This window comes from Gluconobacter japonicus (genome assembly GCF_015244665.1).
GTDB classification, from domain to species: Bacteria; Pseudomonadota; Alphaproteobacteria; order Acetobacterales; family Acetobacteraceae; genus Gluconobacter; species Gluconobacter japonicus.
On the sequence record NZ_JABCQN010000003.1, the window covers coordinates 615253 to 638327 of the forward strand.

Genomic DNA, 23075 nt, shown 5'->3' on the forward strand with positions numbered 1-23075 from the left:
GAAGACTCCCGACCTTCCCTGAAGGCCTTACGTCAGAATGTGCAGTTTTAATTGCCGATGCGCTGGCCCATACGCATACGTTCGTAAGAGGTACGGGCAGTCCTGACAGCGTCACGCCCCGAGACTTCCGGAACCGCGACGTCCCACCATGCACCGCCATCATCAGTGATAGCCTTCGGGTCCGTATCGATGATGATCACCGTCGTGCGGTCTGCCGTTCTGGCGCGCTGTATGGCCTGTGAAAGCTCAACCGTTCCCGAAACTTTTTCTGCCCTCGCGCCAAGACCCTGCGCCAACTGCACGAAATCAATATCTGGCGTTACAACTTGCGTGCAGTTTTCCAGAAGGTTGTTGAACGGCGCACCGCCAACCGCCTGTTGAAGCCGGTTAATGCAACCATAGCCGCGGTTATTCAGAAGCACGACCGTCAGCTTTTGACCCAGCATCACAGATGTTGCGATTTCGGAATTCAGCATGAGGAAAGACCCATCCCCCAGCATCACAATAACCTCTCTGGCGGCATCAGCCATTTTGACGCCTACTGCACCGGCCAGCTCATATCCCATGCAGGAGAAACCGTATTCCATGTGATAGCCACACGGCTTTCCGGGACGCCAGTGCTTCTGGAGTTCGGCAGGAAGCCCTCCAGCAGCACAGACCACAACATCATCCGGTTGCGTCACACGTTGCACAGCCCCGACAACCTGAGCGTCACTTGGGAGCGTTTCCTGAGTATCAGACGGCTCAGCCTGATAGCGCAGAGAACTCTCAGTCCATGCGGACAGACCGCTTCTGGCTTTCTGCGTCCAGCCAGCATCTGCTTTCCAGCCGGAAAGAAGACTTTCAAGCGCTTTCAACCCCACACAGGCATCCGCCACAAGCGGGTTTGCAAGATGCTTCGTCGCGTCTGCAACCTGTACGTTGAGAGTGACGATTTTTACAGAGGGATTTTGGAAAATCCCCCAGGACCCTGTGGTAAAATCCTGAAGACGGGTGCCCACGGCAATCACAAGATCCGTCTCTTCCGCAAGAGTATTTGTCGCTGATGTCCCTGCAACACCAATGCGTCCCATGTTCAGCGGATGATCCGGCAGAAGAGAGGATTTACCAGCCTGCGTCTCACCAGACGGGACACCATGACGGTTGCAGAACTCGGCCAACGCCTGCTCTGCGCCAGAATAAAGAACACCGCCTCCAGCAATCACCATGGGCTTGTGAGACTTGCGGATCAGCGCCGCAACGTCTTCCAACTCCCGTTCATCAGGCGCTGGCCGGCGGATACGATGAATGCGTTCCGCAAAGAAGCTTTCCGGGTAATCAAACGCTTCCGCCTGAACATCCTGACACAGAGACAGCGTGACCGGTCCACACTCCGCCGGATCGGTCAGAACCGTCATCGCACGATTAAAAGCCGGAATGATCTGTTCCGGTCGCGTGATGCGGTCAAAATACCGCGACACCGACCGGAACGCATCATTCGCACTCACAGTCCCGTCTCCAAAATCCTCGATCTGCTGCAAAACAGGGTCGGGAATGCGATTGGCAAAAACATCACCCGGCAAAAGCAGCAAGGGCAGCCGGTTGACGTGCGCCACTGCCGCGCCCGTCACCATGTTCAACGCCCCCGGGCCAATCGAACTTGTGCAAGCCATGGCACGACGACGACGGGATGCCTTGGCAAAGGCTGTCGCAATATGCGTCATGCCCTGCTCATTGTGAGCGCGCCAGGTCACCAGTTCATCACGGGATGCGTGAAGCGCTTCTCCAAGACCGGCAACATTGCCATGCCCGAAAATCGCCCACACACCAGCAAAGAAAGGCTCTATCCGGCCATCTATTTCAGTTTTCTGGGCGATCATGGCGCGCACCAGAGCCTGAGCCATCGTCAGGCGGATCGTTTTCATTGTGATATCCTTCCGAGCATTCGTTCAGGCCGCGCTCTGATGGGGCAGAGGACGCCCCCTGCTCTGCCAGGCTGCTACAAAATGCTCGAAACGACGCGCCAGCTCGTCTCTGGCCTCACTGTCAGACAACTTGCCCGCCAACCATGCCCGTGCCGGATCACCGAAAATGGTCCGCCCGATCGCAAAGCCTTTTACCCAGGGTGTTGCCGTCGTTTTCCTGAAAGCCTCTTCCAAATCCGAGACAGGCGCATCAAGCCCAAGCAGCAAAATTCCCCGACAGAACGGATCCCGCCTTTCGATCACCTCACCTATCTTTGCCCATGCTGCTTCTGACGGCTGGGACTCAAGCTTCCACCAGTCCGGCTGAATACCAATATCGTAGAGCCGCTCAAGAACGCGGGACACTGTATCCACCCTGAGATCCCCATTTTTGCCAGCAATGATCTCCAGCAACAGTTCTCTCCCTTGCAGACGACAGGCTTCATACGCCCGGCGAAGTTCCCGCTCCTGCCGAAGCTTCAGCTCTTCGCTATCATCCGGATGATAGAAGCAGAGACATTTGATGACCTGATCCTTTGGCCACTCAATCAGAGACGTGCCCAAGCTACCCTGCCCTTCAAAATCCAGAGGACGGGAGCCAGTTTTCTCGATGGGACGGGCCATCCAGAGATTGCTCTCGGCAGCGCGGAACAAAGCATCCTGCCCATACCGGCCGTCCATGAAAACTCCGAAGCCGTCCCGGCCCTTCGCGACCTGAGCCGCAGCCTCGACAGCAAGAACTTTGAATTTGGAGATCTTGCTGAAAGGTGCACCAACAGCAGTCGCCATATCTTCAAGCTGAAGCCTGTGATCACAGGCCAAAGCCATGACCGGGAACGTCTGTTCCCTGCGTGTAGTAACCCAATGCAGATGGTTCAGGGCCGCATCGTGCCTCAAGGCGCGCTGGGTAGACCCGTGGGAGAGGAAATAGTCCAGCTCTTTCCACGTTGGAATTTCTGGAGAGCACAAGAGCCGAGAAACAGCAAAAGCCCCACAGGCATTGGCATAGCGGCAACACTCCGACAATGCCTCATCCCGCAGCCACCCACGAAGGAAGCCGGACATGAAAGCGTCGCCTGCGCCAAGCGTATTGTAGACTTCTACCGGGAAGCCCGGGCCACTAATCCCGTCTTCAAGACTATCAGGAATTGCGCCATCAAAAACGACACATCCCATCGGTCCTCGTTTGCAGACAATCGTGCCCGCAGAAACCGCACGGATATTCCGAATGGCTTCCAGAGTATCTTCACTGCCGCCGGCAATATGCAGTTCTTCTTCCGTCCCAACGATCAGATCACAATCCGGAAGAATATCCTGCAGATGGGCGGTCACATTCCCGGAACGAACATACCGCGCCTCACCGTCCCCGATGCCGGCTAATCCCCAGAGATTAGGGCGATAATCCACGTCAAAAGCAATGCGCCCGCCTGCCTCCCGGATCAGCTTCATGGCTTTACGCTGTGCCGCAGCAGCTTCAGGCCGCGCAAAATGCGTGCCGGTAACGACGATCGACCGTGCACGCTGAATGAAAGCAGGATCGATATCTTCCTCATTCAGAGCCGCATCAGCACAATCGGTTCGATAGAACAGCAAAGGAAAACTGTCCCGGTTACGAACACCCAGAATTGCCAAAGCCGTGAAGCGGTCCGGGTCCGTGCAAATACCATCGATCGTAACACCTTCACGAACCATCTGTTCCTGAATATACCGTCCGAAATGTTCGTTTCCGACCCGGGTAACGATACCGGACTTCAATCCAAGACGGGCCGTTCCGATCGCAATATTGGCAGGGCATCCCCCAACCGCTTTGCTGAAACTGGCCATATCTTCCAGCCGACTGCCAATCTGCTGCCCATAGAGGTCCACAGAGGCCCGGCCAATGGTGATAACATCAAGATCTGGAGACATCGCAGGATACACCTTCATCGTGTCTGAGCATTCTCTAGAAATGGAATATTTATTCTATTCCCACACCATGAACGAGTCATCAATCAGATTATACGTGATTAATATCACGTTTTGATGATTTATAATCCGGTTTTGTGTTGTTTATATCATAAGACTGCTTATATATGGAAAATTAATTCCCTCCGCTTTGATGGAATATATTTTCCAAACTTCCTTTCAACGCCCCTGAAAAGATGCGACGATGCTCGGAACCAATGCGCGGAATAAAAACAGGGAAGGCGCAGCTAAAAGATCATGACTGATCGTTACCAAATCTTCTCAGCAGAACTTGGAGCACGATATTCATCCCTTCCCCCACGCCTGAAGCAGCTGGCCGATCTGGTTTCCAGCAATCCCGATGACGTTGCACACTGGACTGTCAGCGTTCTTGCCCAACATGCCAATGTTCAGCCATCGACAGTTGTCCGTTTTACGAAAACATTTGGCTTCAAGGGATATTCGGATTTTCAGGCTCTTTTCAGAGAACGACTTCGCGGACTGGCATCATCCTACCCCGAACGCCTGCAAACCCTCAGAACTCCTGACGAAACGACGCACTCTACAATAGACCTGCTCACAGGCTTTCACCGAGCCGCCGCGACCTCCCTGAATACCCTTCAGGAAAAAACAGACCCTCTGGCACTCGATCAGGCTGTAGACATTCTGGCAAGCGGCCGCTGCATCCATATTCTCGGACTTCGCCGGTCCATGCCCGTAGCGCGCTACTTTGCGTATCTTCTGCTCAAAATGACCATTCCCCATCAGGTTATCGGCACAGAAAGCGGTATGGAAGAAGAAGCACTTCTGACAGCCAACTCAAATGATGCCGCCCTCATCATCAGTTATGCCTCTTACGCTCCCAAAACCATCGAGCTTTTCCAGAAACTGGAACAACGCGGTATCCCCATTGTTTCCATGACAGACAATAAGCATAGCCCCGTCATCCCGAAATCCGGTGTATGGCTACAGGTCAGCGAGGCGGATTTTCATGGCTTTCGCTCAAACGCTGCTTCTGTCGTTATGGTCATGACGCTCGCTACAGCGATAGCCAACCGGCGTGGGAGTTTATGATCCGGCACTACTGTTGATCCACATCGATAGTGATAGATGACATAACGATGCGATCAAACCCGATCAATATCCCTTTAATATTACATAATTAATGATAATTACTTTAAATTATTTTTCTTTACGGGACATCTTACGCAGTCGATCTTGCTCTTCACGAATAGCGAAATAAACCGTGTTTCTAAACCAGCGATGAAGAGGATCAGCATCTACACGAGGATGCCAAGCCTGAAACGCTCGAACAGGAGGCAGATCAAAGGGGAAAGAAAAAGTCTTCAAACCCAATGAAGCCAGTGGCAGCCGATCAGTCACAATTTCCGGCAAAGGAAGTATAACATCTGTTTCCTTCATGGATTCAATAAGAGAATAATAGGTTGGAACTACCAAAGCAATTCTACGAGATAACCCGTATCTCTCCTTTAAAACGGTATCAATAGGACCATTCTGCTTCCCTTTTCGGGATACGCTAACATGGTCATACTTTACTAATTCCCCAGGGGTAATTTCGCTGTCGAATATTGGATGATTTTTTCTAACCAGAGCATTGAAATTCGTTTCAAAAAGAGTTTTCCGCATAATTTCAGGGCGCAGATCATCCGTAGCTCCAATATAAAGATCTATCCTGTTTCCCCTTAGGGATTCACTGGCCGTTTCCTCGGACTCAGGCGAAAAAACAATTCGGCAGTCCGGGCAGTCCTGACGGAGCGCCAGAAGAATAACCCGCCCAAACGCCCCAACAACAAGATCATTAGCACGAATAGTAAACAGAGGTGCCATACCTTGCAGGTTGAGAGTTGCCCCTTCACTTAACAGATCGTCCGCTTCACGCACCAAAACCTGAACTCTGTCGCGGATACGGTTCGCAAAGGCTGTCGCAACCATCCTGCGACCTGACATAACGAGGATTGGATCGCCGAAAACAGTTCTGAGTTTGGCCAAGTGTCGGCTCATGGCAGGCTCGCTGACTTTAAGCCGTCGCGCAGCAAGAGAAACGCTCTGTTCCTCCACCAGAACCTGAAGATAACGCAAAAGATCCAAATCATAGCGACGCCCAAGCGACTGCTTTTCCGACATGGCACTTTCCTTCCTTCAGGTAACGGCAAACACTCCCGTGACCATAAACAGGAACGATGAAGTCCAACATACAGAAATGAAAGGCTTCTTAGCTACCCTTCCAAAAAGTGAAATCCTAACCTGTTCGAAGTGAGGGTTTTCTCCTCACAGAGTTACCCCGATAGATGCGCTCAGACACCAAGAGAGCAGCTGATGGCATCACCTTCACAAACCGCAGCGCCACCCGCGCAACCGTCCTACATGCCCCCCTTCGGGATACGCACTCTGATCGGGTGTCTTGGTATGTTGCTGGCTGTGCATGTCGCAGGGTTCAACGAACACATCACCGAAATCGGCCTGTCGGACATCCGCGGCGCCATGCATATCGGCCGTGATGAAGGCACGTGGTTCATCTCGACCTACGAAGCCTTCAACATTGCCGCCATGGCCTTCACGCCATGGTTCTACATGACGTTCTCAATCTACCGCTTTTCGATCTTCATGACGGCAGTTCTGGCTCTTCTGTCTATTCCCCTGCCCTTCATGCCGGACATGGTTTCCCTGTGCTTTCTGCGTGCAGCACAGGGCCTCAGTGCGGGATGTCTGCCACCCGTCCTCATGACCGTGATGCTTAAATATCTGCCACCTCCCATCAAGGTGTTTGGTGTGGGCGGCTACGCCATGAGTGCGACATTTGGCCCCAATCTTGGTGGACCGCTGGAAGCTCTGTGGTTTGAGCACTTCGGCTGGCACTGGCTGTACTGGGAAGTCATTCCTCTGAGCGCCATTGCCATCGCCATGATGGCTTACGGCCTTCCCAGAGACCCGGTGCATCTCGAACGGTTCATGAAGTTCAACTGGCGTGGCTTCTTCATCGGTGTGCCATCCATTCTGTGCGTGGTCACAGTCCTTTATCAGGGCGACCGACTGGACTGGTTCCGTTCTCCGATCATTTCCCATCTGACATTCTGGGGCGGTGCGCTGTTTGTGGGCTTCCTGTTCCACGAATGGCACCATCACAGTCCGTTCTTCCGCCTTCAGTACTGGAAGAACCGGAACATCGCGATGTCCATGCTTACCCTTGTGGGCGTTCTGGTCATCTGCGGTCTGATGATGGAAATTCCGTCCACGTATCTGGCAGAAGTGCGCGGATACCGCCCGTCCCAGACAGCTCCTATCGCCCTGATGGTGGCTCTGCCACAACTCATCATGCTTCCGCTGACAGCGGCCCTTTGCAACATGCGGTCGGTGGACTGCCGTTATCTGCTGGGCATCGGCATGAGCTGCCTCGGGCTAGCGGCATTCCTCGGAACCTGGCTTACGCCGGACTGGGTGCGGGATAATTTCTATCTTCTACAGGGCCTCCAGATCGTAGGACAGCCCATGGTAGTCATTCCCGTTCTGATGCTGGCAACCATGTCCCTTGGTCCGGCGGACGGTCCGTTCATTTCCGGCATGGTGAACATGCTCAAAGGAATGGCCAATGCCGTGGCTGCGGCCCTGTTCGCAGTCCTGCTTCGGCGGCGCGAGCAGTATCATTCCAACATGCTCCTGGACCGCTCCGGCAATAACGCGACGTCCCTGTCCAGCATGGGAAACCCGATTGAGAGCGCGATCCAGAATACGTCACCGGATACGGCGCATGTTCCCCGCAACGCATTGGAAATCTTTCATGACTACCTGCACGAACAGTCTGTCGTGTTGGCTCTGGCCGATATCTATCTGGTCGTTGCCGTGCTGTGTGCAGGTTACGTCGTTCTGAATTTCATTCTTCCAAAACGCGTCTATCCGCCCGGCAAAGGCCCGGCTCCCAAACCTGCTCCCGTCCCTGTTTCCACTCCTGTTCCGGCGGCGCCAATGTCCGCCCCCGCACATTAAGATCCGGATCTCTCAGACATGATTTATGGAAAGCCTCTTCTTCTCGCCGGCTGCGCCGTCGTGGTTCTGACTGGACTGGCCTGGAGTGCCGACCGCTTTTTCGTGGGTGACGGCGTTCATCAAAAGACCAATGACGCATATGTCACGGCTGACTTCACGACCGTTGCCCCCAAAGTTGCTGGACGGATCGACCGGGTACTTGCGGAAGACAATGAAAACGTTCACGCGGGCGAAGAACTCGCTCATATCGAAGACGACGACTATCGCGCTGCTCTCGCAGCAGCCAAAGGGGACGTGGCAGCCGCAGAAGGCGAAGTGACCAACCTTCAGGCCATGCTGGCCCGTCAGGACAGCCTGATTGCCGCAGCGTCCGATACCGTCAAGGCTGACGAAGCCAGTTTGGCCTTCGCGCAGCAGAACGCCACCCGCTATCATAATCTTTCAGCGGGGGGCGCCAGCACGCTTGAGCAACAGCAGGGCGCTGACGCCCATCTCCGGGAAGCCATGGCAACCCTCGCCCGTGACAAAGCTGGCGTTGACAGCGCCCGGCAGCAGATTCCGGTTCTTCAGGCACAGATCCAGCGGGCACAGGGTGCTCTGCTCAAAGCGCAAAGTGCAGAGCATCAGGCAGAGCTGAACCTGTCCTACTGCACCATTCCCGCCCCAGTGGACGGCATTGTTGGTGAGCGCGGTATTCGTATTGGTGCGTATGTTCACCCGGGTTCAGGTCTGCTGGCTGTCGTGCCTGTTCAGAAAGCGTATGTGCTGGCCAATTTTCAGGAAACCCAACTCACCCAAATGCAGACAGGCCAGCGGGCGACAATCTGGGTCGATACTTTCCCCGGCCATCCGCTCCATGCCCATGTAGACAGTCTGGCCCCAGCGACTGGCGTCGCCTTCGCTGCGATCCAGCCGGATAATGCGACAGGCAACTTCACAAAGGTGGTCCAGCGTGTGCCGGTCAAGCTGACATTCGATGCCGGACAGCCTCTGGCAACCAAGGTTCGCGTCGGTATGTCTGTTGAAGCGGAAGTGGATACGGCCTCACAGCCGGAAGGGCCACATGCCCGCGACAACCGTTACGCCTGGCAGTGAGACAGCCCATGCGCCTTTTCCTATCGCCGCGAATAGCCACTCTTCTGTCTGTCACAGCGCTGAGCGCCTGCACCGTTGGACCGGACTATCATAAGCCGACTGACACTTCGCCCGCGCACTATCATGAGAGTGTCGCCCCAGCGACAGACCACCCAACCGAAGCCGCACTCGATCCGCAATGGTGGCACCTCTACAACGACCCTGTGCTGACGCAGCTTGAAGCAGAAGTGGTCCGCAGCAATCTGGATCTGCGGACGGCCGCCCTGAACCTTGCTGAAAGTCAGGCGGAGCGCCGCATTGCCAGTGCGGCACAGATGCCCCGACTGGATGGGGCCGCGTCCTATGCGCGGGAGCGTGCCAGCACCAACGGTATCCTTGGCCTTCTCGGAACGACCGAACAGGCGAGCCCCGGTGATGTCGCCAGTGGCGCACAAGGGTTCGGGCCTGCTGCAGCCGATGGCGCCAAGGGCAATCCATCGTTCAATCTTCCGCAATATGGGCTGAGCGCATCTTGGGAGGTTGATTTCTGGGGACATGTTCGCCGGCAGGTTGAAGCTGCCACGGCAGCCATGCACGCCACCGAAGACATGCAGCGCAATGTGCTTGTTTCCCTGATGGCGGAAACTGCCCAGAATTATATCGCCTTAAGGAATATACAGGCCCAAATCGCCATCACGCAGCAGAGTATCGAGATCGCACGTCATAGCGTTGATCTGACAAATCTCCGCTTTACTCAAGGAACAGCGACCAAACTCGATGTCGCCTATTCTCGTGGGCAGATGCATAGCTTCGAGGCGCGCCTTCCTGTTCTGAAAAGTCAGGAAGTGCATCTCATCAATGCCCTCAGTTTCCTTGTCGCTCGTGAGCCAGGTGCTTTGGCCAACACCCTCGGCAAGCCCGGCGCCATTCCGCCTGTGCCCACAATCATCCCGACCGGCCTACCCTCACAACTGGCAGACCGCCGACCGGATATTCGTGCCGCGCAGGAACGCCTCCATGCAGCAACGGCCAGTATCGGCGTCGCCATTGCGGATTTTTATCCCCGCATCACCCTCTCTGGCAGCCTTGATATTCAGGCTCTCCAGTTCAGTGGGCTTGGGTCCTGGGCCTCTCGTCAGTATGGCTTTGGCCCGACCATGACATTACCTCTGTTTGAAGGGGGGCGGCTCACAGGCCAGCTGCATCTTCGTAAAGCTCAGCAGAAAGAAGCTGCGATCGCGCTTCAAAAAACAATTCTGCATGCCTGGGAAGAAATCGACGACGCCATGACGGATCTGAGTACCGCTCAGGAACGTCAGAAGCGGCTGGAGGAAAGTGTCACGGAGAACGAGACAGCCGTTCACATTGCTCAACTGCAATATAGTCAGGGCGCTGGGGACTTCCTAAATGTACTGACAGCGCAAAGTGCTCTTCTATCAACCCGGAGTGCACTCTCTGAAGCCCGCGCAAACGTCGCTCAATCCGTAGCTCTTTTGTATCGGGCCCTTGGGGGAGGATGGGAGAAAGTACTTTAAGCCATGATCCTCTGAGTAATCCCAAAGAACAGGATGGAAGACGGGCGATCTTTGCTTCCATCCGTTCATAACGATCAAGACCATTTATAGAAACTGACCCAAGAAATCATATCCTGGGTCAGTACAAAATCGTTACTCCCCTTCTCCATCAGGCAGCGTGTAAGCAATAATTTCATCACTCACATCCGGCGAGTGGCTCATTCCTCCTGCCGAAATAACGACATATTCCTTGCCATTCTTCGGAGAGCGAAACACCAGAGGTGCTGCCGGAGCTCCGGCTGGCAGCCGTGCCTTCCAAAGCTCTTTACCCGTCAATGAATTCAACGCTCTTAAATAATAATCCTGGGTCCCCGCGAAGAACAGAACACCTGACGCCGTAGCCGTTGGACCTCCCAGCGTCGGCAATCCCATTGGTACAGGCATATGAGTCTTCAACCCCATGGGGCCGGTGTCTTTCACCGTTCCAAGAGGAACCTGCCACAGCAGCTTCTTCGTATGCAGATCAATGGCGTTCATTGTTCCAAATGGCGGCGTATTGCACGGTACAGCCAGTGGTGACTGAAGAATATCAATACGAACACCACGATAAGGACCTGCCACCTGCGGACGCAGAGTGCCCATGAAGCCTGGAACCTCATCCATCGAAATTGTGTAATGAGAAGCGTTTTTTTCGTTCACGAGCATCATGCGCAGCGGTACGCGCATGTCATTCACGAACATCAGGCCCCGGGCTTCATCAATAGCAATACCGCCCCAGTTCATCCCACCAAGCAGACTTGGATATTCAATATAGGGCTTCTCGCCAGGTGGCGTAAATGGACCTTCATAAACAGAGTTACGAAACATAATCCGGCAGTAGAGCTGGTCGAACGTGCTTACGCCCCACATTGAATTTTCCGTAAGCGGCTTATTGCCGATACCCGGCATCCCAACAGAAAATGGCTGTGTCCTGGCCAGATGCTCACCTTCCGCCGCACCTTGGAGTGGAACACTTTTCTCGACCACATCTGTCACCGGCTTCCCGGTCCGACGATCAACGACAAAGATATTGCCCGTCTTTGTGGTCTGGATCAGAGCAGGAACTCTTTCACCCTTGGCGTTATTCACATCATAAAGAACAGGCTGGGACGGAATATCATAGTCCCAGACATCATGATGAACCGTCTGGAACACCCATTTTGTCTGCCCAGTCGTAGCATCAACCGCCACGATCGCCGCCCCGAACTTCTCTTTCACTGCATCGCGATCACCACCCCAATAATCCGGCGGGCCACCACCCGTCGGCAGATAGACCAGGTTCAGATCACGGTCATATGTCGGAATAGTCCAGACATTTGGTGTTTCCAGAGTATAGGTCTTGGAAGGGTCTGTGGCATTGGCGTTATCCGGATCACCAACATCCCATGTCCAGGTTTGTGTTCCTGTCCGCACATCAAATGCCCGCACGGCTCCCGAAGGTTCGCCATGCACGATATCGCGCACCCAGCCACCAATCACCGTCGTATGACCCATGATGACTGGAATACCAGTAGGATGATACCGCTTGCCGTTTTCGACCGGCCCCATGCGGGACTTCAGATCGACCACGCCATTGTTTCCAAACTTCGGGCACAGCTTTCCCGTATGTGCATCAAGAGCGATCAGACGGGCATCGACCGTGTTTACAATGACGCTCTGACGGCAAGGCGCCTCCAGATCGACAGATTTTTCCTCGGCTGTCAGCGTCAGATCTTTGTCGGTATCGTAATATCCTACCCCACGACAGCTTACGTGCTCTGCGGAATGTGCCTGTGGGTCAAACGTCCACAGAGCATGCCCCGTATCGCCCTCAATCGCAGCAACCTTATTTTCCGGGGTGCAGGAATAAAGAACATTCCCAATCTGCTGCGGCGTATTTTCATCAACGCCCGTACCAGTCCCAGTCACGCGGCGCCCTGTGTGATAAACCCAGGCAACTTTTAGATTGCGAACATTCTCAGGCGTAATGGCCGTATACGGCACATAACGTGTTCCATGTGCATTTCGACCGAAATACGCCCAGTCATCCGGAACATCATCACTGGCCACGACATTTTTAGCGCGGGTCGCAACATCGCTCTCATTGTGGATGGCACCATGCGGTGTAAAGGCTTCAAACACCGTAACGAGAAGAGCAAGTACAAGACCCGCACCACCGATAACGCTGCCCTTGCGAGCCCCGGAACCAACATTTGCAAGTGTCGCCGTTCCCCATACTCCCAGAACACAGAGGACTGCTGGAACGGTCAGACGAGGCAGCAGCGCCCAGTAACCGATTTCCGGCGTATCAGCCAACGCCCAAAGCAAAGTGGCGAGAAAAACTGCAACTGTCGCAGGCAAAGCCAAACGCTGCCGCAGAAACATGAGAATACCAATGGCCACATACGCCAAGCCTGCGGCGCAATAATAAAAGGATCCGCCCAAAAGAATAAGACGGAACCCTCCAGCCAAAAGCGCAATGCCAACACAGAAGATAATTGTCGCAAACAGAATACGACATGCGGAGCGTATATCGGCGCCGACTTTTCCTGCAATATTATTCTTCACATCAAAAAACTCCGCATGAGCGACCTTCTATCCACCACAATATTTTCTATTCTTTGTACCGCAGAACTTCATACGGATACTCTGGAACCGCGGTTAGTGCCTTATGCCGACAGACCAGACCGAGCGCCAGTGACATAAAAAAAACCAGAGCCTGCAAAGGCTCTGGTTTTTCCGTCTCAGATTTTTGCTTTTAGCTACGCTGTGGCTTCCGGGAGTTGGCAGCAGCCACGCGCTTACCCCATGCGACAAGCGCATCTGTGCAATCCGTGCGATCAAGCTTACACTCGATCAAAGTTGGGCCACGAGTGTTCTTTCTCGCCTTTTCAATAGCCTCCGCCAGTTCTGCACCCGTCGTAGCCTTCAGGCCCAGACCCGACTTGCCACTTGCTTCACCTGGAACGCCACCATTGAAGACATTAACAAGTGCGGCGTAGTCCCAGTTCTGGATATAGTTATATGGCCCGTCGTGAATCTTGATTTCAATCACATAACCATAGTTGTTGATCAGGAAAATAATGACCGGCAGTTCATACCGAACCATCTGTGCAACTTCCTGAGCCGTAAGCTGGAACGAGCCATCACCGACCATCAGAACGTGCTGACGCTCCGGCGAGCCTGCCGCGTTCCCGAAAACAGACGGGACGGACCAGCCGATATGCCCCCACTGCATCTCGGATTCAACGCGCGCGCCTTCCGGCAGATGCATACGGGTCGCATTGAACCAGGAATCGCCCGTCTCGGCGAAAAGAGTCGTGTTACCATCCACCAAGGCGTTGATCTGACGCGTCATCTCGTCATTCGTCAGTGGCGCAGACGGTTCAGCCTTTGGCAGAACGACAGGCTCATAGCGTCCGGTCAAGGATGCAGGCTTATGGGGAGCCTGTGCCGTGAGAGCCTTCACGAATTCCTTTAGACGGAAGCCTTCAAACGTCTTGCCATTGACCGTTACGCGGTCCGGGTTAACCTCAAGGACGTTCTCACCACGGATCAGATCATTCCAACCCACGGAAGAATAGTCGTTCCAGACAGGTGCGAGCGTAATGACGCCATCTGCACTTTTCACGACCGCTTCTGCACCGGGGCTGCTGACTTCACCCCAGTAAACGCCACGGAAACCCGGGTGCGTCTCAGGGAAGAAGCTTTTAGCCGCACTCATGACTGTAACGGCACAACCCAGCTTGTCCGCCAGAGCTACGGTTTCCTCAAGAGCTTCAGCCGCACGAAGCTTGCTTCCAACAAGGATAACAACCTTCTCACGCTGCTTGAGGAATTCTTCCGCTTCCTTAAGAGCGGCTTTCAGACTGGCATCGTCCGGAGCCGGATAGGACAGCAGGGAGTCTACCGGGCCAGGGCGAGCACAGGGAGCCGCAGCCACGTTGCAGGAAATTTCCAGATAGGCTGGCTTCTTTTCACGAAGAGCCGTGCGGATGACATGGTCAATCTTGGCTGGTGCTGATTCAGCATCCGTGATGCTCTCAGCCGCGCAGGTGACATGCTTTACCATTTCAAGCTGGTAATTATAGTCCGTCGTGCCGATCGTATGATGCAGCACGCGCCCCGAACCATAGTCATTCGTATTGGGCGCGCCCGAAATCACGATAACAGGCAGGTTCTCGGCATAAGATCCACCAAGACCGTTCATGGCTGAAATGGCACCGACGCTGAACGTCACGATAGCTGCAGCAGCCCCTTTGGCCCGCGCATACCCTTCAGCAGAAAAGCTGCAGTTCAGTTCATTACAGCTGTAAATCTGGCGCATGCCGCCGTGCTCTAGAAGCTGATCCAGCAGGACGAGGTTGTAATCTCCCGCTACGGCAAAATGGTCTTTCAAACCGATCTGCGTCAGCCGTTCAGCAAGATAATGTCCAACAGTAAAGCTCATCACGATATCCTCTGAGGAATGTCTGACACGACTCTCGGCAGGATGCGGAATAAAGTCCAATATATAGTTGAATGCATTTCCATATATGATACATATGGATCATGGACCTGCGCCACTTACGCTATTTCGTCTCCATTGCGGATCACGGGAGTTTTACCCGTGCAGCAGAAGCTCTGCATATCGAACAGCCTCCACTCAGCCAGCAGATCAAAGCGCTGGAAACAGAGCTGGGGCTTTCCCTCTTTCATCGTTCCCGGCGGGGAGCCACCTTGACGGAAGGGGGCATACACCTCCTGGCAAAGGCGCGTCATATTCTGGAGATGGAACGCGAGTTCTATTTACTGGCAGGTGGGCTGGCACGAGGCGAACAAGGGCGATTGCGCCTTGGTATGGCGGGGGCAGTCGCCCTCCTCCCCCTCATTCCGCGCGCTATCCGACTGTTTCGAGAACGCTGGCCAGATATCGTCATCACTTTAGACGAAAGTAATACCCCTGCACTCTGCGAAGCTTTGCATGAACACCGGCTGGACATCGCCATCGTCCGCCCGCCAGCGCCGGATCCGCGTATCACCCTTCACCCGCTGTTTGATGAACCCACGGTTCTAGCCATTCCCAAAGGCCACCCCCTCTCGCAGCAGGACCGTATACCGCTTTCTGCCGTGGCCAATGAACCTTTCCTGATTTTCAAACGCGAACTTGGCCCTGGTTTTTATGACGCTATCATCGCAGCATGCCAGAAAGCGGGCTTTACACCCCGACTGGGTCAGTCCACTCCACAGATTGCGGCAACAGTTCCCATGGTGGCAGCCGGGATGGGGGTTTCGATTGTTCCCGCCTATCTGAGTCAAATACACGCTGAGGGCGCGACATTCCATCCTATCGACGGCCCTATGCCCCGCGCCTCTATCGCCCTGGCCTCCAGCCAGCCTGAACTCTCAGGGCCGAGCGCACGGTTTCACCATCTTCTCAGCGAACTCGCTGGACGAATGCCAACCGCATCACTCCCATCTACACCTGCTTCAGTGCCTTAAACGATCATCACGTGATTTCTCGAACAGAGAATTTTTCCACACATCCTGCTGAAGCGTAATTAACGAGGCAGGACCAACACCTTCAAGTGCGGCGTCGTGAGAAAATTAAATCCTGTACAATCCTAAATGGAGAATTATTAACCACTTAGTTACCAGATGATTAAGTAAAAAGAAATTGGATAGTCCCAATTTCCCAAAATAAAAAACACCCCTTTGACTAAAAATTAATCAACACAGAAAGTAATCACGTCTCTTTGATAGAGAGCCATCAAGAAGCACACGCACCCTCTAAACCCTTAAAACATATAGGTATTTTATAAAAAATAATTTTTATATATCGAAAACATATGGATAACGCCAGTTTCAGCGAATGGATGTCCAACCATTTCTCTTCCAGACAATGCGCTAGACGGACCGCAAGAAAGACGGCCCGACGGAAACATAAGCAAAGCGCAAGCGGGATCAGATCACCGCCAAGGAGAGTTGCAATGATTATTTCGGCAGCGACGGATTATCGAAAAGCAGCAGCTCGAAAACTTCCTCCATTTTTATTCCATTACATTGATGGTGGATCATATTCTGAACATACATTAAAAAGAAACACTGCAGACCTCGCGGATCTTGCTTTGAGGCAGCGTATTTTGCGCAATGTGTCAGACTTGGATACTTCTACTGAATTATTTGGTCGCAAACTGGCTTTTCCAGCCGCCCTTGCCCCAGTTGGGCTGACAGGAATGTATGCCCGTCGAGGCGAAGTACAGGCCGCACGCGCCGCAAGCCGCAAAGGCATTCCTTTTACCCTCTCTACCGTCTCGGTTTGCCCAATCGCAGAAGTACAGGCTGCAGTTCGGGAACCAATCTGGTTTCAGCTTTATGTTCTGAAAGACCGCGGTTTCATGCGAGACGCCCTGGAGCGTGCAAAAGCCGCTGGCGTAACCACTCTTGTTTTTACGGTCGATATGCCCACACCCGGCGCACGTTATCGCGATGCCCATTCGGGCATGTCCGGCCCGATGGCCAAATGGCGCCGCTATGCTCAGGCTGTAACACATCCGCAATGGGCCTGGGACGTTGGTTTGCGTGGGCGCCCGCATGACCTGGGTAATATTTCAACATATCGCGGTACGCCTACAGCCCTTGAAGATTATATCGGTTGGCTCGCAGGTAATTTCGATCCCTCAATAAGCTGGAAAGACCTGCAATGGATCCGGGATTTCTGGGAAGGCCCAATGATCATTAAGGGTATTCTGGACCCTGAAGATGCAAAAGACGCCGTCAAATTTGGTGCGAATGGGATCGTCGTTTCCAATCATGGTGGACGGCAACTTGACGGTGTCCTGTCTACCATTCGAGCCCTTCCCGCAATTGCGGATGCTGTTAAAGGGGATCTGAAAATTCTGGCTGATTCAGGGATCCGCAGCGGGCTGGATATAGCGCGAATGGTCGCTTGCGGAGCAGATGCCGTTCTTCTTGGGCGCGCCTTTGTTTATGCACTCGCAGCAGCCGGAGAACGCGGAGTTTCGAACGTGCTGGACATCATTGAAAAAGAACTCCGCGTTGCAATGACGCTAACTGGAGCACGCTCTATCTCGGAAATTACATCCAACAGCGTCGAAAAACTTGCACGAGATCAATAAATTCAAAAATACCAAGTGAAAATACAGCATGTTGTGGCTCACAATAAGAACACAACATGCAAAAAAACCTTCCCCTTATATACAATCTATGCCGATCCGGAATATTGGATTTATGTGCGATACTTTCTTTCAATGGTCTGCGTCGTCTTTATCGCACGTCAGGAATAAAAAAATATCTGGGAGCACAAAGCTGGCAGGTATCATATTGCTTGTCGCGCTTTCAACGATCCACTCTGCTAGAAGCGCTCCCAACGCGCCCTCTACACAACTGCAATCAGATAAAAATTTTTCGAAACCCCAGTCCCAACTGGACACAAAAACAACACATGCCACATCTACTCACCCCAGACTGAGAGAACATCTCTCAGACCCCAATCAGCTCGAAAGCCTTTTCAATACTGAAAGCCTGTCTGCGCTCCTCAATCACAGAGACGATGCATTGAGGGAACGCGACCTGTCTGCGGGCTATTTCGTGCCTGCTCAAGCCTTCGGCAATCTGGTTCCACAACTATCCCCTGCAAGAGCATGGCTTGGCAAACACGGCTACACATTCCAGTTCGCCTATAAAGGAGAAGCGCTTGCCAACGTAAGCGGAGGCCTGAGCCGAGGCATGTCTTATGCCCATGAACTCACACTGATCAACAACCTCGATCTTGGAAAACTGCTCGGTCTGAATGGATGGATTTTGCATGGCGTTCTGATGGAACGGGCAGGCCGACAGATCAGCTTCGATCACGTCGGAGAGCGACGTATTCTGCTCTCCGAAGTTTACAGCCTTTCCGGGCACATGGCCGCTCATCTGGCAGATTTCTATGTCGAAAAATCCTTCCGACGCAACAGCATCAATATCAATCTTGGCCGCCTAACCCTCACCCATACCTATGGCACGTCCCTGCTCTTGTGCACCTTCATGATTCAATGTTCTGCCCCGGTGGGGATCAAGAGCGCTCAGGGATGGAGCGTCTATCCCAAGGCAACATGGGGCGGCACAGTTCGACTGCGCCCAACACGTGATCTGACGTTAAGAACCGGCGTTTATGCGTCCTCCGTACTCACATCCAATCCATCAGGATGGGCATGGGGCAGCGAGAAGCAAACCGGCGTCATGCTCCCGATCGAACTAACTTGGGAACCCTTCCTCGGCCCCAGGAAACTGCCAGGCCATTACAAACTGGGCTTTGGTCACGACACCAGCGGCTTCGCGGACCTGATTGGAAATGTTCCCTCTTCCATGGCCCTTCGCTATGCCGTGCGCAGGCCTCAAGCACGCGATACGTTCTACATTGAGGCCGATCAGATGATTTACCGCAGTCATGGTCTGCATCAGATGGCAGGAGGCTATCTGATGGCAGGATATATTCACAATACCCCGCAAGTCTCTGTCTTCTCAGACCAGTTTTACGTCGGCACCTCGCTTCTTGGCGTCATTCCGTTTCGTCCGCTCGACCGCTTTGGCGTGATGTACTCCTATTACCAGATCAGTAAGCGCCTCACGCTCGGACAAAATCTTCTCCAGCAGGCCGGACTACCCTTTCCGGCAGGCGTGAATGGTCCACAGACCCATACAGCAACGCTGGAAGCCTATTATGGCATTCCAATAATGCCAGGCCTGCTGTTCCAGCCCTCTTTCGAATACCAGATGCGACCAGGGGAAACCTCCGTCATCCCGAACGCAACGATCATCGGCCTCAAACTTATCGGTAACCTTTAAACCCTCACATCCAGAGCCGGACATCGGCATGGATACGCATTATCGGCACGAAGTCAGGAGAATAAACCCATGTCCCCCTGGAACCAGATCTACGATCCAGCCGGAAATATCATTGTTTCAAGCCTGGTCGCTCTTATACCGATTGCATTCTTTTTCGTGGCGTTACTGGTTCTTCGCATGAAAGGTCATATAGCCTGCACCATTACCGTCATCCTCACAGCAATCATTGCAGTCCTATTTTACGGCATGCCAGTACCGTACCTGATCGCGACAGGAATATACGGTTTTCTATATGGCTTATGGCCTATAGCATGGATTATTCTGGCTGCCGTCTTCCTGTACAAGCTCTCGGTCAAAACCGGATATTTCGATATTATTCGATATTCAATTGTCACAGTTTCTGATGATCAGCGCATTCAGATCCTGCTCGTCTCCTATGGGTTCGGTGCCTTTCTTGAAGGCGCCGCAGGATTTGGCGCCCCGGTCGCAATTACAACCGCGCTTCTCGTGGGTCTTGGCGTCCCTCCCCTTTACGCGGGTGGCCTCTGCCTTCTCGCCAATGCTGCCCCTGGCGCATTCGGAGCAATGGGCATTCCCGTCATCGTCGGAGGTCAGGTTATCGGTGCAGATCCATTCCTGATTTCCCGCCTTGCAATGCCCCTTCTGGCAGGATTGGCTTTTATCATTCCTTTCCTTTTGGTGCTGATCGTCGATGGCCTGCGAGGACTACGAGAACTCTGGCCAATTACCCTCGTTGCAGCCCTGACTTTCACCATCACACAGACTTTGGTCGCTGTGTTCGTCGGTCCTGAACTTCCTGATATTGCGGCAGCGCTGGCAACTCTGGTGGTCATTCCTCTCTTTCTGAAGTTTTGGACGCCCGCGACCAGTTTCCGTTTTCCTCAGAACAGCAAGGCGACGTCTGTTACCGGACCTGAAAAGACTTATGGCACCAGCGATATTATCCGTGCCTGGATGCCGTTTGTCATTCTGACGGTGTTCGTAGCGATCTGGAGCATTGCGCCCTTCAAAAACCTTTTCAAACCGGGTGGTCCGCTGGCTTCAACCGTCATCACGTTTCCCTTTCCCTATCTGAATGATCTGATCATCAAAATGCCTCCAGTGTCTCTGGAACCCACGCCATATCACTCCATCTTCAAACTCGATCTTATATCCTCGGTTGGCACAAGCATCATGCTGACGGCGATCCTTTCGACATTCGTCCTGCGTGCCCGCCCCCGCGATGCAGCAGCAATCTTTTTCCAGACACTCAATGAGCTGAAAATTCCGATCTATTCTATCGGCATGGTTCTTTCATTTGCTTATCTGGCAAATTACTCCGGCTTGTCCGCAACGCTTGCTCTCCTGTTTGCGGCCACGTCTTCCGCCTTTACATTTCTTTCTCCAATCCTTGGATGGCTGGGCGTTTTCCTCACAGGATCGGATACATCCTCAAACGCTCTGTTCGGAGGATTACAGGCAGCCACAGGTCAACAGATCAATGTCAGCGGCCCCCTGCTCGTCGCTGCCAATGCTGTAGGAGGTTCAGTAGGAAAAATGATTTCACCCCAGTCCATTGCCGTGGCCTGTGCGGCCGTCGGAATTGTTGGACGCGAAGGAGAAATGCTCAAATTCACACTGAAATGGAGCATCTTACTTGTTCTTATGTTGAGTAGCCTGCTCATAATGCGGATCTATCTGTTTGGTTAGATCCCGATCTTGGTAGCCTTCTGATAAAAGACGGCTCTGAGCTCTGCAAATTCAAAAACCATACTGGCTGACGGACGCGCAAATCAGGCGTCCGTCAGCTTTTTTGTCCAAGGGCTACAAATCCTTTTCATTCAAAACAACCATGACATGCCAAGCGCACTCATTCCGCAGGGCGCAAAAATCCCATAAAAATAACATTTAAATCACAGATTAGTGTGATGAGTATCAATTTATGACTATAAATTCCACCATGATGGAAATACCACATATTTTCATTTTAAAACAATAACTTATACTATTTTAAGTTCTAATAATCTCCGAAACAGAACACCGAAATCAGATATGAGGCCTTTTTTATGAGATAATTCTATCATTGTCACAGTTATATATAACAGTGTAGTCGTTACGTATGAGATGCTCGAATCGGAGATGAGCGATGGAGCGTGACGCTACCTGGGTTGGTACAAGCTGGAAGATGAACAAAGGTCCTTCAGCCGCCGCTGAAGCTGCCGACAGACTGGCCCGGTTATCATTCCCGGCAACCATTCAACCGTTCGTCATTCCACCTTTTACGTCCCTGAAGGATGTCTGTGACAATCTTTCAGGGAGCCGTGTGATCGTTGGCGCCCAGAATATGCACTGGGAAGACAGCGGCGCCTGGACGGGAGAAATATCACCCGTCATGATTTCCGAATGTGGGGCAGAACTGGTTGAAATCGGTCATTCAGAACGTCGCACACATTTCGGAGAAACAGACTGGACCGTTAATCTCAAGGTGCATTCCGCGCTGCATCATGGGTTAAGACCACTCGTCTGTATCGGCGATACCGCTGAAGAATATTCTCATGATGTCACACTGGAAACGCTCGCCCGACAGTTGAAAATCGCTCTACACGGCGTTTCCGAACAAAACATCCCAAGAGTTCTGATAGCGTATGAGCCTGTCTGGGCCATTGGAGCAGGTGGACGGCCTGCCGACGTGCCGTTCATTGATAAAGCCCATAACCATCTGCGAAGTGTTCTGATCAATCTCGCAGGCTTGGAAGCCGGCTCCGCAGTACGCCTTCTCTATGGCGGAAGCGTCAATCAGGACAACGCGTCCGGTTACAGCCGCCTACAGAACGTCAACGGAGTATTCGTTGGGCGCGCAGCCTGGAATGTCGACCATTTCCATGCTCTGGCAGAAGGCGTCGTGGCATGACTGCTCAGACAGTTTTCGAAACACGCTCCGTTTCTGCCCGCCGGCAGAATATTCTGGATTACGTCCGGGATCGGGGCGGCGCTCAGATCGACGAACTGGCAGGCCATTTTGTGACAAGCAGAATGACCATCCACCGCGATTTACAGGTTTTGTCAGAACGCGGCGTTCTGCGACGTGTTCATGGCGGCGTCACAACCGTGCCCAAAGCCTTCTCGGAAGGAAGTACGGCCCAGCGCAGCCACCGTGCCGTCGAAGCCAAAAAGGCAATCGCAGCTTTGGCCACAACCTTCGTGCAGGACGGAGAAATCATTGCACTGGATGATTCCACCACATCCCGTTTCCTTGCAGAACGCCTGACAGAAAATCTTGCTCTGACAGTTGTGACGAACAGCATGGGAACAGCCAACCTGTTCACTAGCAACGCCAACGTTAATCTTCTGCTGCTTGGCGGTCGCTATAACACAGATTTCGACGCCTTCTTCGGAACGCTGTGCGAGCAGGCGGCAACATCCCTGCGCGTCAACACATTGTTTCTGTCCGTGGCCGCAATCCGCGGAATGACAGCCTATCATCAGGAGCAGGACATCATCAAAGCCAAACAGGCTCTGATGAATATCTCCGACCGGCGTATCCTGCTGGTGGATAGCACCAAATTCGGCGTCATCACGCTCAACCGTTTTTCTGATCTGACGGAATTTGACGTGGTGATCACGGACTCAGGTCTTGAAAAGGACCTGGAAGACACACTCCGCAACGCCGGGATTAACCTGGAAATTGCGGAAATACCCGTCACGAGGGTGAACAGAGCCATCATCGCTCCCGAACACATCCCTTAAGAAT

The 23075-nt window shown here is 53.2% G+C and carries 15 protein-coding genes; 10 read left to right on the forward strand and 5 right to left on the reverse strand.

Annotation, left to right across the window (positions count from 1 at the left end; all coding sequences use genetic code 11):
• Window positions 1–47: 47 nt before the first annotated feature.
• Window positions 48–1904, reverse strand: coding sequence for a 3D-(3,5/4)-trihydroxycyclohexane-1,2-dione acylhydrolase (decyclizing) (iolD, locus tag HKD32_RS09215; protein WP_194257887.1), 1857 nt, complete (start codon window positions 1902–1904; stop codon window positions 48–50).
• 24 nt (window positions 1905–1928) lie between these two features.
• The gene (locus tag HKD32_RS09220) at window positions 1929–3869 is read right to left on the reverse strand and encodes a bifunctional 5-dehydro-2-deoxygluconokinase/5-dehydro-2-deoxyphosphogluconate aldolase (RefSeq protein WP_061929964.1); all 1941 of its coding nucleotides are present in this window, start codon (window positions 3867–3869) and stop codon (window positions 1929–1931) included.
• A gap of 276 nt (window positions 3870–4145) precedes the next feature.
• On the opposite strand from HKD32_RS09220, the gene HKD32_RS09225 reads away from it, so the two are divergent.
• Complete coding sequence (locus tag HKD32_RS09225; RefSeq protein WP_061929961.1) at window positions 4146–4961, forward strand: MurR/RpiR family transcriptional regulator; 816 nt, start codon at window positions 4146–4148, stop codon at window positions 4959–4961.
• A 108-nt stretch (window positions 4962–5069) separates the two neighbouring features.
• Here the strand turns inward: HKD32_RS09225 and HKD32_RS09230 are convergent, their stop codons facing one another.
• Entirely contained in the window at window positions 5070–6032 is a 963-nt protein-coding gene (locus HKD32_RS09230) for a LysR family transcriptional regulator (protein ID WP_061929958.1), read from the reverse strand.
• 192 nt (window positions 6033–6224) lie between these two features.
• On the opposite strand from HKD32_RS09230, the gene HKD32_RS09235 reads away from it, so the two are divergent.
• From HKD32_RS09235 to HKD32_RS09245, 3 genes are read left to right on the forward strand one after another with little or no spacing between them, the layout of a single operon-like run.
• On the forward strand, window positions 6225–7889 hold the full coding sequence (locus HKD32_RS09235; RefSeq protein WP_061929955.1) for an MFS transporter: 1665 nt from the start codon (window positions 6225–6227) through the stop codon (window positions 7887–7889).
• A gap of 18 nt (window positions 7890–7907) precedes the next feature.
• On the forward strand, window positions 7908–8984 hold the full coding sequence (locus HKD32_RS09240; RefSeq protein WP_061929952.1) for an HlyD family secretion protein: 1077 nt from the start codon (window positions 7908–7910) through the stop codon (window positions 8982–8984).
• Between the two features lie 8 nt (window positions 8985–8992).
• Complete coding sequence (locus HKD32_RS09245) at window positions 8993–10498, forward strand: efflux transporter outer membrane subunit (RefSeq protein WP_194257888.1); 1506 nt, start codon at window positions 8993–8995, stop codon at window positions 10496–10498.
• 132 nt (window positions 10499–10630) lie between these two features.
• Here HKD32_RS09245 and HKD32_RS09250 read toward each other — a convergent pair whose 3' ends face one another.
• Together HKD32_RS09250 and HKD32_RS09255 are read right to left on the reverse strand one after the other, a co-directional pair.
• Window positions 10631–13063, reverse strand: coding sequence for a membrane-bound PQQ-dependent dehydrogenase, glucose/quinate/shikimate family (locus tag HKD32_RS09250; RefSeq protein WP_209436200.1), 2433 nt, complete (start codon window positions 13061–13063; stop codon window positions 10631–10633).
• Window positions 13064–13253: 190 nt separating this feature from the next.
• Complete coding sequence (locus HKD32_RS09255) at window positions 13254–14945, reverse strand: alpha-keto acid decarboxylase family protein (protein WP_062502830.1); 1692 nt, start codon at window positions 14943–14945, stop codon at window positions 13254–13256.
• Between the two features lie 101 nt (window positions 14946–15046).
• On the opposite strand from HKD32_RS09255, the gene HKD32_RS09260 reads away from it, so the two are divergent.
• From HKD32_RS09260 to HKD32_RS09285, 6 genes are all read left to right on the forward strand, one after another.
• Window positions 15047–15976 carry a LysR family transcriptional regulator gene (locus HKD32_RS09260; protein ID WP_061929946.1) on the forward strand — a complete coding sequence of 310 codons (930 nt, stop codon included), beginning with the start codon at window positions 15047–15049 and terminating at the stop codon, window positions 15974–15976.
• A gap of 488 nt (window positions 15977–16464) precedes the next feature.
• Window positions 16465–17613, forward strand: a complete 1149-nt coding sequence (gene lldD, locus HKD32_RS09265) for an FMN-dependent L-lactate dehydrogenase LldD (RefSeq protein ID WP_061929943.1) — start codon at window positions 16465–16467, stop codon at window positions 17611–17613.
• 439 nt (window positions 17614–18052) lie between these two features.
• On the forward strand, window positions 18053–19324 hold the full coding sequence (locus tag HKD32_RS09270) for a carbohydrate porin (protein ID WP_194257889.1): 1272 nt from the start codon (window positions 18053–18055) through the stop codon (window positions 19322–19324).
• A gap of 69 nt (window positions 19325–19393) precedes the next feature.
• On the forward strand, window positions 19394–21034 hold the full coding sequence (locus tag HKD32_RS09275) for a lactate permease LctP family transporter (RefSeq protein ID WP_194257890.1): 1641 nt from the start codon (window positions 19394–19396) through the stop codon (window positions 21032–21034).
• Window positions 21035–21470: 436 nt separating this feature from the next.
• Window positions 21471–22235 carry a triose-phosphate isomerase gene (locus HKD32_RS09280; RefSeq protein WP_194257891.1) on the forward strand — a complete coding sequence of 255 codons (765 nt, stop codon included), beginning with the start codon at window positions 21471–21473 and terminating at the stop codon, window positions 22233–22235.
• Entirely contained in the window at window positions 22232–23071 is an 840-nt protein-coding gene (locus tag HKD32_RS09285) for a DeoR/GlpR family DNA-binding transcription regulator (RefSeq protein WP_194257892.1), read from the forward strand. The genes HKD32_RS09280 and HKD32_RS09285 overlap by 4 nt, the downstream gene beginning before the upstream one ends.
• Window positions 23072–23075: the final 4 nt, after the last annotated feature.

What these genes read in the sequence shown, in the direction of transcription:
- HKD32_RS09275 (WP_194257890.1), top strand. Translation starts at nt 19,394, where the DNA reads ATGTCCCCCTGGAACCAGATCTACGATCCAGCCGGAAATATCATTGTT.
- HKD32_RS09230 (WP_061929958.1), bottom strand. Translation starts at nt 6,032, where the DNA reads ATGTCGGAAAAGCAGTCGCTTGGGCGTCGCTATGATTTGGATCTTTTG.
- HKD32_RS09235 (WP_061929955.1), top strand. Translation starts at nt 6,225, where the DNA reads ATGGCATCACCTTCACAAACCGCAGCGCCACCCGCGCAACCGTCCTAC.
- iolD (WP_194257887.1), bottom strand. Translation starts at nt 1,904, where the DNA reads ATGAAAACGATCCGCCTGACGATGGCTCAGGCTCTGGTGCGCGCCATG.
- HKD32_RS09285 (WP_194257892.1), top strand. Translation starts at nt 22,232, where the DNA reads ATGACTGCTCAGACAGTTTTCGAAACACGCTCCGTTTCTGCCCGCCGG.
- HKD32_RS09225 (WP_061929961.1), top strand. Translation starts at nt 4,146, where the DNA reads ATGACTGATCGTTACCAAATCTTCTCAGCAGAACTTGGAGCACGATAT.
- HKD32_RS09240 (WP_061929952.1), top strand. Translation starts at nt 7,908, where the DNA reads ATGATTTATGGAAAGCCTCTTCTTCTCGCCGGCTGCGCCGTCGTGGTT.
- HKD32_RS09280 (WP_194257891.1), top strand. Translation starts at nt 21,471, where the DNA reads ATGGAGCGTGACGCTACCTGGGTTGGTACAAGCTGGAAGATGAACAAA.
- HKD32_RS09255 (WP_062502830.1), bottom strand. Translation starts at nt 14,945, where the DNA reads ATGAGCTTTACTGTTGGACATTATCTTGCTGAACGGCTGACGCAGATC.
- lldD (WP_061929943.1), top strand. Translation starts at nt 16,465, where the DNA reads ATGATTATTTCGGCAGCGACGGATTATCGAAAAGCAGCAGCTCGAAAA.
- HKD32_RS09260 (WP_061929946.1), top strand. Translation starts at nt 15,047, where the DNA reads ATGGACCTGCGCCACTTACGCTATTTCGTCTCCATTGCGGATCACGGG.
- HKD32_RS09245 (WP_194257888.1), top strand. Translation starts at nt 8,993, where the DNA reads ATGCGCCTTTTCCTATCGCCGCGAATAGCCACTCTTCTGTCTGTCACA.
- HKD32_RS09220 (WP_061929964.1), bottom strand. Translation starts at nt 3,869, where the DNA reads ATGAAGGTGTATCCTGCGATGTCTCCAGATCTTGATGTTATCACCATT.